Annotated in this window: 11 protein-coding genes; 7 read left to right on the top strand and 4 right to left on the bottom strand. The window is 66.8% G+C overall.

Annotation, left to right across the window (positions count from 1 at the left end; genetic code table 11):
- Nucleotides 1–68 precede the first annotated feature (68 nt).
- Together MHM88_RS17465 and MHM88_RS17460 are read right to left on the bottom strand one after the other, a co-directional pair.
- A complete protein-coding gene (locus tag MHM88_RS17465) occupies nt 69–539 on the bottom strand; it encodes a GNAT family N-acetyltransferase (RefSeq protein ID WP_239367864.1) in 471 nt (156 codons plus the stop codon).
- Nucleotides 539–1,468, bottom strand: coding sequence for an ABC transporter ATP-binding protein (locus MHM88_RS17460; RefSeq protein WP_239367862.1), 930 nt, complete (start codon nt 1,466–1,468; stop codon nt 539–541). Before MHM88_RS17460 ends, MHM88_RS17465 begins: the two co-directional genes overlap by 1 nt.
- Nucleotides 1,469–1,538: 70 nt before the next feature.
- Here MHM88_RS17460 and MHM88_RS17455 point away from each other — a divergent pair, with 70 nt between their 5' ends.
- The 4 genes from MHM88_RS17455 to MHM88_RS17440 all read left to right on the top strand — a co-directional run bounded on the left by MHM88_RS17455 (nt 1,539) and on the right by MHM88_RS17440 (nt 5,640).
- A complete protein-coding gene (locus tag MHM88_RS17455; RefSeq protein ID WP_005679955.1) occupies nt 1,539–1,721 on the top strand; it encodes a zinc-finger domain-containing protein in 183 nt (60 codons plus the stop codon).
- A gap of 53 nt (nt 1,722–1,774) precedes the next feature.
- Complete coding sequence (locus tag MHM88_RS17450; RefSeq protein ID WP_239367860.1) at nt 1,775–2,260, top strand: flavodoxin family protein; 486 nt, start codon at nt 1,775–1,777, stop codon at nt 2,258–2,260.
- A 217-nt stretch (nt 2,261–2,477) separates the two neighbouring features.
- On the top strand, nt 2,478–5,285 hold the full coding sequence (polA, locus tag MHM88_RS17445; RefSeq protein ID WP_239367858.1) for a DNA polymerase I: 2,808 nt from the start codon (nt 2,478–2,480) through the stop codon (nt 5,283–5,285).
- A gap of 91 nt (nt 5,286–5,376) precedes the next feature.
- Nucleotides 5,377–5,640: a hypothetical protein gene (locus MHM88_RS17440; RefSeq protein ID WP_239367856.1), complete on the top strand. Its 264-nt coding sequence runs from the start codon at nt 5,377–5,379 to the stop codon at nt 5,638–5,640.
- Nucleotides 5,641–5,844: 204 nt separating this feature from the next.
- Here the strand turns inward: MHM88_RS17440 and MHM88_RS17435 are convergent, their stop codons facing one another.
- The gene (locus MHM88_RS17435; protein ID WP_239367854.1) at nt 5,845–6,612 is read right to left on the bottom strand and encodes a hydroxypyruvate isomerase family protein; all 768 of its coding nucleotides are present in this window, start codon (nt 6,610–6,612) and stop codon (nt 5,845–5,847) included.
- A gap of 278 nt (nt 6,613–6,890) precedes the next feature.
- Nucleotides 6,891–7,472 carry a DUF1285 domain-containing protein gene (locus MHM88_RS17430; RefSeq protein ID WP_239367852.1) on the bottom strand — a complete coding sequence of 194 codons (582 nt, stop codon included), beginning with the start codon at nt 7,470–7,472 and terminating at the stop codon, nt 6,891–6,893.
- Nucleotides 7,473–7,536: 64 nt separating this feature from the next.
- Between MHM88_RS17430 and MHM88_RS17425 the strand changes: the two genes are divergently transcribed.
- The 3 genes from MHM88_RS17425 to MHM88_RS17415 are packed head-to-tail and all read left to right on the top strand — an operon-like array spanning nt 7,537 to nt 12,253.
- Nucleotides 7,537–8,544 carry a MoxR family ATPase gene (locus tag MHM88_RS17425; RefSeq protein WP_239325053.1) on the top strand — a complete coding sequence of 336 codons (1,008 nt, stop codon included), beginning with the start codon at nt 7,537–7,539 and terminating at the stop codon, nt 8,542–8,544.
- Nucleotides 8,541–9,449: a DUF58 domain-containing protein gene (locus MHM88_RS17420; RefSeq protein WP_239367850.1), complete on the top strand. Its 909-nt coding sequence runs from the start codon at nt 8,541–8,543 to the stop codon at nt 9,447–9,449. The genes MHM88_RS17425 and MHM88_RS17420 overlap by 4 nt, the downstream gene beginning before the upstream one ends.
- Nucleotides 9,446–12,253 carry a DUF4159 domain-containing protein gene (locus MHM88_RS17415; protein ID WP_239367848.1) on the top strand — a complete coding sequence of 936 codons (2,808 nt, stop codon included), beginning with the start codon at nt 9,446–9,448 and terminating at the stop codon, nt 12,251–12,253. Before MHM88_RS17420 ends, MHM88_RS17415 begins: the two co-directional genes overlap by 4 nt.
- The last annotated feature ends 22 nt before the right edge of the window (nt 12,254–12,275 follow it).

Below are 12,275 nucleotides of genomic sequence, written 5' to 3'. Positions count from 1 at the left end.
CCTGATCGTTTCAGGAACCTTATGCGGCGCGAACTCCCGGAGCGAGCGTTCATTGCGCCAGTACGAGCCTAGGTCAGCGCCTTGGTCATCGCGTAATTGTGGATCATCACACCGCACCGTTCAAACTCGCGGCGCCCGGCCTCGGCAAAGCCCTGCCGTAGAAAGAACCGCCGCGCCGCCTCGCTGGCCTCGACATAAAGCGACGCAAGACCAAGGGCGCGGGCCTCCCCCTCCAGCCGGGCATAGAGGTCCGCACCGATGCCCGTGCCGGCCACCTTGGGGGCAAGGTAGAAACAGTCGATGTGGCCGTCGGCCTCCAGCTCGATAAAGCCTTGCGCCACATCCGCCGCATCCGCCGCGACCCAGATACGGCGGCCGTCCTGCGCGCGCTCCAGCACCCGATCGATGGGGGCGGGTTCCGGGCTCCATGCGGCGCATTGTTCGGGGGTATAATCCCGCGCGCCGACCTGATGCACTGCGGTGTGAAAGATCCGCGCCCAGTCGGCGGCGTCACGGGGTTCAAACGGACGGATCTGCATCAGCGGGACTTTGTCAGCGCGAGGAAGACATCTTCGAGGTCGGCCTCTTCGGTTTTGACGTCCCGGATGGAAATCCCGGCCGCGCGCACCGCCTCCAGCACCGCCTCGGCAGAGGTTTCGTTGCTGTGGTAGCGCAGCACCACGGCACCGTCACCGCGCAGCTCGGCCTCGATCCCGGGCCCTTGTGGCAGGGTCGTGACGGGGGCGGCGGGCTGCACCACCATCGCGCGCGCATCAAGGCGGCCCAGCAGGTTTGCAGTCGAATCCCGCGCCACCACTTCGCCCTGATTGATGATGGCGATCTCGTCGCACATCTCCTGCGCTTCCTCCAGATAATGGGTGGTGAGGATGATGGTCATGCCCTGCGCGTTGAGCTTGCGGACGTTCTCCCACAGCATCTGGCGCAACTCGATGTCGACACCGGCGGTGGGCTCATCCAGCACCAGGATATTGGGGCGATGCACCAGCGCCTTGCCCAACAAAAGCCTGCGCCGCATACCCCCCGAAAGCGTGCGGGCATAGGCTTCGGCCTTGTCCTCCAACCCGATCAGTTTCAGGATGCCGTCACTGTCGCGCTCGGCTTTTGGCACGCCATAAAGGCCCGCCTGCACCTCCAGCGCACCGCGTGGGGTAAAGAACGGGTCGAGGTTCAACTCCTGCGGCATCACCCCGATCGAGGCGCGGCTCTGACGCGGGTTTTCGTCCTGATCGAAGCCCCAGATCGTCACTTTGCCGCTGGTTTTCAGCACCAGCCCGGCAAGGATATTGATCAGCGTCGACTTGCCCGCGCCATTCGGCCCCAAGAGGCCAAACACCGATCCACGCGGCACGGTGAGGTCGATCCCCTTCAGTGCCTGTTTCTCGGGCTGGCCCTTGCGGCCCTTGTAGGTCTTGCGCAAGGCTTCAATTCGGATTGCCTCGTCAGTCATCGCGGCTCTTGCCCCCGGTATTTCCATGGCTCATAAAGCCCCTAACGCATTAGCCAGAGGATCGCCAGCGATGACCATAGAAGCGCCGGAAACCAAGATCGTGGACAGCTACCGCGTCGCCTGCGACGGCAGCGAAGGCGCGCTTGGCCACCCGCGGGTCTATCTGCAAATCCCCGAGGACAGCGGGTTTGTCGAATGCCCCTATTGCGACTGCAAATACATCCACCGGGATTTTGAGGGCAAAGTCGCCTGAACCGGGCTTGCCCGCGCTTTTGATCCGCGCCCGGGTTCGCTAGTCTGCCGGATATGGCAGAGCTGTTGATCGTATATCATTCCCGCACCGGCGGCAGCCGGCAGATGGCCGAGGCCGCTTATGAGAGCGCTTCGGACGAAGGGTCCGCGCGTCTGGTCCGCGCCGAGGACGCCGGGCCGGAGGATCTGCTGGCGGCGTCCGGCTATCTGTTCTGCGCGCCGGAAAACCTCGCGGCGCTGTCCGGCGCGATGAAAGAGTTCTTTGATCGCTGCTACTATCCGGTGCTGGGACAGATCGAGGCACGCCCCTATGCGCAGATGATCTGTGCCGGGTCGGATGGCGAGAACGCCGCGCGGCAATTGGCACGGATCGCGCAGGGCTGGCGGCTGAAGCCGGTGCAGGAGCCGCTGATTATCTGCACCCACGCACAGACGCCCGAGGCGATTCTGGCCGACAAGGTGATCCCCGAGGCGGACTTGCAGATGTGCCGCGATTTGGGTCAGGCCATGGCGGCGGGCCTTGTGATGGGCATGTTCTGAGGGATGCCCCGGTCCGACCGACAGGTCGGACAGCCCCCGACCCTCCCCGTCAAACCGCAGGTTTGCCTCCGGCAAAACGGGAGGGGGCTGTCCTATTGCGTCCCTCAACCCTGCCGATCAGCCCCCCAATCCCAAACTCCAATTGCCCTTGCCCCCCGGATCATTGATAACCCAGAAACAGAACACGAACGATTTCCCGAGAAGGAGCGCGACGGTCATGAGCGGAACGCAATTCGGCAAAGGCTGCCATCTTCACCTGATCGATGGCTCCGCCTTCATCTTTCGCGCCTACCACGCGCTGCCGCCGCTGACGCGCAAATCCGACGGGCTGCCGATCGGTGCGGTCTCGGGGTTCTGCAACATGCTGTTCAAACAGGTCGAGGACAACAAGGGCCCCGATGCGCCCACCCATGTGGCGGTCATATTCGACCATTCCGGCAAGTCGTTCCGCAATGACATGTACGACCAGTACAAGGCCAACCGCCCCCCCGCGCCCGAGGATCTGGTGCCGCAGTTCCCGCTGACGCGCGAGGCCACCCGCGCCTTCAACATCGCCTGCAAGGAAATCGAAGGCTTCGAAGCCGACGACATCATCGCCACATTGGCCTGTCAGGCACGCGAGGCCGGGGGCCGCGTCACCATCATCTCGTCCGACAAGGACCTGATGCAGCTGGTTGGCGACGGGGTCGAAATGCTCGACGCGATGAAGAACAAGCGCATCGACAGCGATGGCGTGCGCGAGAAATTCGGCGTCGGCCCCGACCGGGTGGTGGATGTGCAGGCGCTTGCCGGTGACTCGGTCGACAACGTGCCCGGCGCGCCCGGCATCGGCATCAAGACCGCCGCGCTGCTGATCAACGAGTTCGGCTCGCTGGAGGATCTGCTGGACCGCGCCGAGGAGATCAAACAGCCCAAGCGCCGCCAGACTCTGGTGGAAAAGCGCGAGCAGATCGAAATGTCCAAACGCCTCGTGCAGCTCGATTGCGACATGGAGCTGGACTTCACCCTCGACGATCTGGAGGTGCGCGACCCGGACGCCGAAACGCTCCTGAGCTTCCTCGCCGAGATGGAATTCCGCACCTTGTCCAAGCGGATGGCCGACCAGCTGGGCCGCGAGGCCCCGACCATCCCCGAAGCACCCTCCGCCGCGGCCGCCGCGCTGGAACTGCCCGAAGCGCCGGGCTTTGACAGTGCCGAATACACCACCGTGCGCGACGCCGAGACGCTGCAACAGTGGATCGACCTCATTCGTGAGCATGGCTATGTCGCGGTAGATACCGAGACCACCGGCCTTGACGAGATGATCGCCGATCTGGTCGGCATCTGCCTCTGCGTGGTGCCCGGGCAGGCCTGCTATGTGCCGCTCACGCATAAGGCGGGCAACTCCGACGATCTGTTTGGCTCTGACGATCTGGCCGAGGGGCAGATGCCGCTGGCGCAGGCGCTGGAGATGCTGAAACCGGTGCTGGAGGATGACGCCATCCTCAAGATCGGCCAGAACATGAAATACGACGCCAAGATCTTTGCCCGCAACGGCATCGACGTGGCCCCGATCGACGACACCATGCTGTTGTCCTACGCGCTGCATGGCGGCATGCACGGGCATGGCATGGACACGCTGTCGGAACGCTATCTCGATCACCAGCCGATCCCGATCAAATCGCTGCTGGGCAGCGGCAAATCCGCGATCACCTTTGATCGGGTGCCGATCGACGACGCCACGCCCTATGCGGCCGAAGACGCCGACATCACCCTGCGTCTGTGGCAGCAGTTCAAACCGCAATTGCACCAGAAACGGGTGACCACGGTCTACGAGACGCTGGAACGTCCGCTGGTGCCGGTGCTGGCGCAGATGGAGCAGAACGGCATCAAGGTGGACCGCGACACGCTGAGCCGGATGTCGAACGCGTTTTCGCAAAAGATGGCAGCACTTGAGGCTGAGATCCACGCGCTTGCGGGCGAGAGCTTCAACGTCGGCTCGCCCAAACAGCTGGGCGAGATCCTCTTTGACAAGCTGTCCTTACCGGGCGGTAAGAAAGGCAAGACCGGGGCCTATGCCACCGGCGCCGACATCCTGGAGGATCTGGCCACCGAGCACGAGCTGCCCGCCCGTGTGCTGGACTGGCGGCAGCTGTCGAAACTGAAATCCACCTATACAGATGCGTTGCAGGAACATATCCACCCGGAAACGGGCCGGGTGCATACCTCGTACTTGCAGACCGGGGCGAACACCGGGCGTCTGGCCTCGACCGATCCGAACCTGCAAAACATCCCCGTGCGCAGCGAGGAAGGCCGCCGCATCCGCGAGGCCTTTGTCGCCGAAGAGGGCAATGTGCTCCTGTCGCTCGACTACAGCCAGATCGAGCTGCGCATCCTGGCCCATGTGGCGGGAATCGACGCGCTGAAACAGGCCTTTGCCGATGGTCACGACATTCACGCCATGACCGCCTCCGAGGTCTTTGACGTACCGCTGGCGGAGATGACCCCGGAGATCCGCCGCAAGGCGAAGGCGATCAACTTCGGGGTGATCTACGGCATCTCGGGCTTTGGTCTGGCGCGCAACCTGCGCATCCCGCGCGGCGAGGCGCAGGGCTTCATCGACCGCTATTTCGAGCGCTTCCCCGGCATCCGTCAATATATGGACGACACGGTGAATTTCGCCAAGGAACACGGCTATGTGCAGACGCTGTTTGGCCGCAAGATCCACACGCCGGAGATTGCCGCCAAGGGGCCGCGGGCGAGCTTTGCCAAACGAGCGGCGATCAACGCGCCGATTCAGGGCACCGCCGCCGATGTGATCCGCCGCGCCATGGTGCGGATGCCTGAGGCGATTGCGCATCTGCCCGCCCGCATGCTGTTGCAGGTACACGATGAATTGCTATTTGAAGTTCCTCAGGATCACGTGGACGAAACCATTTCGGTCGCCCGCGAGATCATGGAAGGCGCGGCCGATCCGGCGGTGCATATGGACGTGAAACTGGTGGTGGACGCCGGTCGCGGCCAGAACTGGGCCGAGGCGCATTAACGCACGCCCTGGCCCGTTTTAGACAGAGCCCTTCCCGGCGGGCGCCCGACGTGGCCGCCGGTTTTTGACCAAACCAATTGGACGACCCGTTTTGAAACCGATCATCTTGACCGCAGTGCTGGCGGCGCTGACCGCCTGTGCCCATCACATCGACCCGCAAGTCACCGCCTATAACGGCGACAGCGTCACCATTGCCACCAAACAGAAATTCAAACGCCACTGGGCGCTGAAAGTGGCCCGGGAGGAGGCCGACCGCGTCTGCCGCGCCGGTCAGGGCAAACGCGCCGAACATGCCTCGACCGAAACCGACCGCGCCCGTGGCCGCAATCTGGACCTGTTCCTCTGCTTGCAGTGACCGGTCGCGCCAATACGCCCTGCGCCGCGCCAGCGGCGCCGGGCCCAACGCCCGCAGATCATCTGTGATGATCGCACGGGGGGCGGGAGCGCCCCCTGCCTGCAACAGTGACCCCCCCCCCCCGGAACACAGCTCAAACGCAGACCGCGCCGCCGCAAACGCCAGCCTTTCAGTCAGAAAGCCAGCCAGATCAGATCGCGGGGTTCAGGCCGCTTCCAGGCTGCGCATCCAGCTCAGGCTGTCCTCGGTCCGCGGCGTGCTGGGGGTATATTCGGCGCTGACCCAGCCCTGATAACCACTGGCGTCAATCGCCGCAAAAAGCGCGTCGAAATCCAGCGGCCCATTGCCCGGTTCGCAGCGCGAAGGTGCGGCCGCAAACTGCACATGGGTGGCGCGATCTCCAAAGGTCTCCCAGACCTTGAGCGCATCGCCGTGGATCAGCTGCGCGTGGTAGGCATCAAACTGCAGGGTCACATTCTCGCGCCCGACCTCGTCGAGGATCTCCGCCGCGAGGTTGTAATCATCAAGGAAATAGCCCGGAAAATCGCCGCTGTTCAGCGGCTCGATGGTGAACTGCTGCTGCGGCGCCGAATCCGCCGCCGCCCGCAGGTTCTGCACAAAGGTCTCGCGCGCCGCCGCGCCCTTGGCCGGGCCTGCCATCACATGGATGCGCCCGGCCTTCAGCATGTCGGCATAGCGCAGCACCCGGCGGATGTCGCGCTGGAACCGGTCGGCCAGCTCCGGCACCGCCGCATAGCCGGGATCGCCGCCGGTGTAATTCGGCGGTGGCGCATTGATCAGCAGCAGGTCCAGCCCGTTGGCCAGCAACGCGCGCTGGGTTTCCTTGGCCGCAAACTCATAGGGAAACAGCACCTCCACCGCCTCGAACCCTGCGGCGGCCGCGGCCGAAAACCGGTCCAGATAGGGAAGCTCCGCAAAGAGCATGGATAGATTGGCCGCGAATCTTGGCATTCTCACCTCCTGCTGCACGCGTGCAGTCCGGACCCGAAGTGTAGCACATTCCGCCACCGGGCGTGCGCGGGTTTTAATTTAACTTTGAACTGCATCTGCTCTGTCGAGGCCTGATATGCCGCGCCGCCACGCAGAAGAAAACGGGTTGTTTTGTGCAATTTTAATGGCCTTCCTGCCGCCGCACCGCGCGGGGGCGGCGATGGCGCTGCCACCCACAGTTCGGCCAGTCTGCCGAGGCGCGCAGCTGTCGGCAAGAGCCAGCCCCAGGGGGTGCGAGGTCAGGCGGACTCCAGCCCATCTTCCGGCAGGATCGCAAAGAACCGCCCGCCCGACCACAGGCCAAACCAGCCGTCGTGGATCTCGCCGAGCTCCATCAGCCGGTAAAAACTCTTGCGGTCGATCAGCGCCTCCAGCCCGGCCCGCACATGCACATAGGGCGACGGCTCTCCGGTGGCGGGGTCCTGCTCGACCCGGATCGCATTGTCCGCCCCTGCCGCGCTGCGGTCGCCGACCTGGGTGACAAAGGTCAGGACCTGACCCCGGCCGCTGCCGTCGACCTCGAAATCCACCGCCACAAACGGCGCATCCTCCACCGTGATGCCGACCTTTTCCACCGGGGTCACCAGGTAATAGCGACCCTCTTCCAGCTTCAGAATCGACGAAAACAGCCGGACCAGTTCGACGCGGTTGATCGGCGAGCCGAGATAACTCCAGCTGCCGTCGCGATGAATGCGGATGTCGAGGTCACCGCAATAGGGCGGGTTCCACAAATGCACGGGCGGCAATCCGCCTTTGCCAGCGGCTTTTGCGCTGGCTTCAAGGCCCTTTGCCGTCGGGGTCACAGCTTTTTGTCCACTCATTCGTTTTGCCATTCCATCTGCGCGCGATACACTCAGACCATATAAGCCCACGGAAAGGGAAGTCATGAGCGAAGCACAGGATCTGTTGTCCGACATCGAAGCGCTGGAAGCAAAGCTGCAAGAGGCGCGCGCCTCGATCACCCGCCGCTTCATCGGGCAGGAACGCGTGGTGGACCTGACGCTGGCGACGCTCTTGTGCGGCGGCCACGGGCTGCTGATCGGCCTGCCGGGCCTCGGCAAGACCCGTCTGGTCGAAGCGCTGTCGACGGTGATGGGGCTGCGCGGGAATCGGGTGCAGTTCACCCCCGACCTGATGCCCGCCGATATTCTCGGCTCCGAGGTGCTGGATACCGCACCCGACGGCACCCGCGCCTTTCGCTTTGTGCAGGGGCCGATCTTCTGCCAGCTCTTGATGGCGGATGAGATCAACCGCGCCTCGCCGCGGACGCAATCGGCGCTGTTGCAGGCGATGCAGGAAAAGACCGTGACCGTCGCCGGGGCGGATCGCCCGCTGGAGGCGCCGTTTCACGTGCTGGCCACCCAGAACCCGATCGAACAGGAGGGCACCTACCCCCTGCCCGAAGCGCAGCTGGACCGGTTCCTGTTGCAGATCGACGTGCACTACCCGGATCGCGACACCGAGCGCGACATCCTGCTGGCCACCACCGGGGTCGCCGAGGACGAGGCGCATCAGGTGTTCACCGCCGAGGAGCTGGTGGCCGCCCAGACCCTGCTGCGGCGCATGCCGGTGGGCGAGTCGGTGGTCGAGGTGATCCTCGACCTGGTGCGCGCCTTCCGCCCGCAGGAGGCCGGGGTCAGCGACCGGGTTGCCCAGACCGTGGCCTGGGGGCCGGGACCGCGCGCCGCACAGGCGCTGATGCTGGCGGTGCGGGCCCGCGCCCTGTTGCAGGGCCGCCTCGCCCCCAGTGCCGAGGATGTGATCGACATGGCCCGCCCGGTGCTCAGCCACCGCATGCAGCTCAGCTTTGCCGCCCGCGCCCGCGGCGACAGCCTGGCGGATCTGATCGACGAGACCGCCGCCACCCTGATCCGGACCGAGGCCGCCGCGTGAGCCATCCTGCCACCTCTCGCGATCTGGCCGCCCGGGGCCCCGCAGGCCAGATCCGCAGCCGCGCCGAAGAGGCCGCCAGCGTGCTGCCGCCCCTGCTGGTGCAGGCGCAGCAGCTCGCCGGGGCGGTGCTGCTGGGCGAACACGGGCGCCGGCGTTCCGGCGTGGGCGATGATTTCTGGCAATACCGTCCTGTGCAGCAGGGCGACAGCCGCCGCATGATCGACCACCGCCGCTCTGCCCGGGGCGATCAGCAATTCGTGCGCGAGCGGGAATGGCAGATCGCGCAGACCGTGCATCTGTGGGTCGATCAGGGGCAGTCGATGCGCTTTGCCTCCACCGCCGACCTGCCGCAGAAGATCGACCGCGCCCGCCTGCTGGCGCTGGCGACGGCGGTGCTGATGGTGCGCGGCGGCGAACGGGTCGGGCTGACCGGCGGGGTGCTGCCGCCCCGGCGCGGCAATATGCAGATCCTGCGACTGGCGGAGCATTTCACCACCCACGACGACATCGCCTATGCCCCGCCGGAACACCGGGCGCTGATCCCGCATGCCCGGGCGCTGTTCATCTCGGATTTCCTCGGCCCTTTCGAGGAGCTGGAAATCGCCCTCAGCAAGGCCGCCGACCGAGGCCTGCGCGGGGTGCTGTTGCAGGTGCTGGACCCGAGCGAGGAGCAGTTTCCCTTTGCCGGGCGCACCCGGTTCGAAGGGCCCGGCGACGGCGTCACCCATGAAACGCTCAAGGCGGCGGCGCTGCGCGACCGCTATCTGGAGCGGCTGGCAGAGCGCCGCGACGCCCTGGCGCGCCTGTGCCACGCCGCGGGCTGGACCTTTGGCCTGCACCACAGCGGCGAGAGCGCCCAGGCCGGGCTGCTGTGGCTTTATCACGCATTGGAGCGGCGCCAATGACCATGATCGCGGGCATAGGGTTTGCCAGCCCCTGGCTGCTGCTGGGGCTGTTGGTGCTGCCGCTTCTCTGGCTGCTGCTGCGGGCGATCCCGCCGGCTCCGAAACGGCAGCTGTTCCCCGCCGTGCGGCTGCTGCTGGGGCTGAAGGATGACGAGAGCCTGTCGGACCGCACCCCCTGGTGGCTGCTGCTGTTGCGGATGCTGGCGGTGGCGGCGGCGATCATCGGCCTGTCCGGGCCGGTGCTGAACCCGGCGCAGGACCGGAGCGGCAGCGGGCCGCTCCTCGTGGTGATGGACGCGGGCTGGGGCGGCGCGCCGCACTGGCAGCAGAACCGCACCCAGATCGAGGAAGCGCTGGCCGAAGCCGGGCGCGCGGGCCGCCCGGTGGCGCTGTTGCGCCTGACCGCGCCGGAGCCGTTGCAGTTCCTCGCCGCCGGACGCTGGGAGCGCCAGTTGCCGGGTCTCACCCCGGCGCCCTGGGTGGCCGCGCCGGATCAGGTGCAGGCGGCGCAGGAGCTGATCGCCGGGGTCGAGGGCGGCTTTGACACCCTGTGGCTGAGCGATGGCCTCGCCATGCCGGGGCGGGCGGATCTGGTCGCCGCCCTGGCCGAGCGCGGCGATATCGAGGTCTACGAAAGCGGCGCGCCGGTGGTCGGGCTGCTGCCCGCCACCTATGAGGACGGCGCCATCGTCCTGCGGGCCCTGCGCAGCGGTGCCGGGCTGGCGCAGGACCTGACGGTGCAGGCGCTGGGGCCGGATCCGAACGGCGTCGAACGGGCGCTGGCGGCGGCCACGCTGCGCTTTGAGCCCGGCGCCACCCATGCCGAGGCGCAACTGGCGCTGCCGATGGAGCTGCGCGCCCGCATCAGCCGGTTCGAAGTGCTCGAAACCCGGTCGGCGGGGGCGGTCTCGCTGACCGATGACCGGCTGCGGCGGCGCGAGGTGGCGCTGATCTCGGCCCAGAGCAGCGACGAGGGGCTGGCGCTGTTGTCGCCGCTGCACTACCTGCGCCAGGCGCTGGAACCGACGGCGGAGCTGCTGGAAGGTGCGCTGGCCGATCTGCTGCCCGCCAACCCGGATGTGGTGGTGCTGGCCGATGTGGCCCGGCTTGCTCCGGCGCAGGAAGAGGCGCTGGTCGACTGGGTGGATCAGGGCGGGCTGCTGTTGCGGTTTGCCGGGCCGCGGCTGGCGGCCAGCGACACCGCCCGCGACACCGAAGAGCCGCTGATGCCGGTGCGCCTGCGGATCGGCGGGCGCAGCATCGGCGGCGCCATGAGCTGGGGTGAACCCAAGGCGCTGGCGCCCTTTGCCGAAGGCTCGCCCTTTTACGGGCTGGAGATCCCGCCGGATGTGACGGTCAGTTCGCAGGTGATGGCGCAGCCGGACCCGGAGCTGGCCAGCCGCGTGGTGGCGGAGCTGAGCGACGGCACCCCGCTGGTCACCCGCAAGCCATTGGGACAGGGACAGGTGATCCTGTTCCATGTCACCGCCAACGCGGAATGGAGCACGCTGCCGCTGTCGGGCCTGTTTGTCGACATGCTGGAACGGCTGGCGGTGTCCTCGGCGGCCAAACCACCCGCGGCAGAGGATCTGGAGGGCACCACTTGGCAGGCGGCCGAGGTTCTGGACGGGTTTGGCCGTCTCAGCGATGCGGATACGCTCGGCGGTGTCGCCGGGCCGGATCTGGTCGCCGCCGCGGCCGGGCCGGATGTGCAGCCCGGGCTCTATACCAGCGGCAGCCGCGCCTACGCCCGCAATGTGCTGCGGGACGGTGATGAGATCCAGCCCGCCACATGGCCCACCTCGGTGCCGGTGCTGCGCTATGAAGGCGCGGAGGAGCGCCCGCTCGGTGGCCTCATGCTGAGCGCGGCGCTGGTGTTGCTGGTGGTGGATGTCCTGGCGGCCCTCGTGGTCTCCGGCCTGTGGTCGCCCGCCCGGGTCGCCAGCCTCGTCCTGGCGGCGGGCCTTGCATCGGCGCTGATCGCGACAGGCCCCCCCGCAGCGCGCGCACAGGAACAGGCACAGGCGGAGCGGGGCGCACCCGCAGCCACCGCCAGCCCGACCGAGCTGACATCCGAGCTGACCCTGGCGCATGTGCTGACCGGCGATGCGCAGGTGGACCGGGTGGCTCAGGAAGGCCTGCGCGGGCTCAGCAACGTGCTGGCCCTGCGCACCTCAGTGGAGCCGGCAGCCCCCCATGGCGTTGACCTCGAAGCGGATGAGCTGGCGTTCTTTCCCTTCCTCTACTGGCCGGTAACGGAGGCGCAGCCGCTGCCCTCCTCGGCGGCCTACAGCAAGCTGAACGCCTATCTGCGCACCGGCGGCATGATCCTCTTTGACACCCGCGATGCCGATCTGGCGCTGGCCGGGGCCACCAGCGGCGCGGCGCGGCGCCTGCAACAGCTGGCGCTGCCGCTGGACATCCCGCCGCTGGAACCGCTGCCTGCCGATCACGTGCTGACCCGGGCCTTCTACCTGTTGCAGGATTTTCCCGGCCGTCACCCGCGCGGCGAGATCTGGGTCGAGGCCGCGCCGCCGGATGCGGAGCAGGTCGAGGGCCTGCCCTTCCGCAACCTCAACGACGGGGTGACGCCGGTGGTGATCGGCGGCAACGACTGGGCCGCCGCCTGGGCGGTGGATCAGAACAACGCGCCGCTCTATCCGGTCGGGCGCGGGTTCTCCGGCGAACGCCAGCGGGAGCTGGCGCGGCGGTTCGGTGTCAACCTGCTGATGCATGTGCTCACCGGCAACTACAAATCCGACCAGGTCCATGTGCCTGCGCTGCTCGACCGTCTGGGGCAGTAACCGCATGCAACACCCTGAACCC

This window comes from Epibacterium sp. MM17-32 (assembly GCF_022348205.1).
Taxonomy (GTDB): domain Bacteria; phylum Pseudomonadota; class Alphaproteobacteria; order Rhodobacterales; family Rhodobacteraceae; genus Epibacterium.
Note: the sequence above shows the minus strand (reverse complement) of the source record. Positions and strands in the feature narration are given on the sequence as shown.

Coding starts and splice junctions, on each gene's coding strand:
- MHM88_RS17450 (WP_239367860.1), top strand. CDS start 1,775: ATGGCAGAGCTGTTGATCGTATATCATTCCCGCACCGGCGGCAGCCGG.
- MHM88_RS17465 (WP_239367864.1), bottom strand. CDS start 539: ATGCAGATCCGTCCGTTTGAACCCCGTGACGCCGCCGACTGGGCGCGG.
- MHM88_RS17460 (WP_239367862.1), bottom strand. CDS start 1,468: ATGACTGACGAGGCAATCCGAATTGAAGCCTTGCGCAAGACCTACAAG.
- MHM88_RS17425 (WP_239325053.1), top strand. CDS start 7,537: ATGAGCGAAGCACAGGATCTGTTGTCCGACATCGAAGCGCTGGAAGCA.
- MHM88_RS17455 (WP_005679955.1), top strand. CDS start 1,539: ATGACCATAGAAGCGCCGGAAACCAAGATCGTGGACAGCTACCGCGTC.
- MHM88_RS17415 (WP_239367848.1), top strand. CDS start 9,446: ATGACCATGATCGCGGGCATAGGGTTTGCCAGCCCCTGGCTGCTGCTG.
- polA (WP_239367858.1), top strand. CDS start 2,478: ATGAGCGGAACGCAATTCGGCAAAGGCTGCCATCTTCACCTGATCGAT.
- MHM88_RS17435 (WP_239367854.1), bottom strand. CDS start 6,612: ATGCCAAGATTCGCGGCCAATCTATCCATGCTCTTTGCGGAGCTTCCC.
- MHM88_RS17430 (WP_239367852.1), bottom strand. CDS start 7,472: ATGAGTGGACAAAAAGCTGTGACCCCGACGGCAAAGGGCCTTGAAGCC.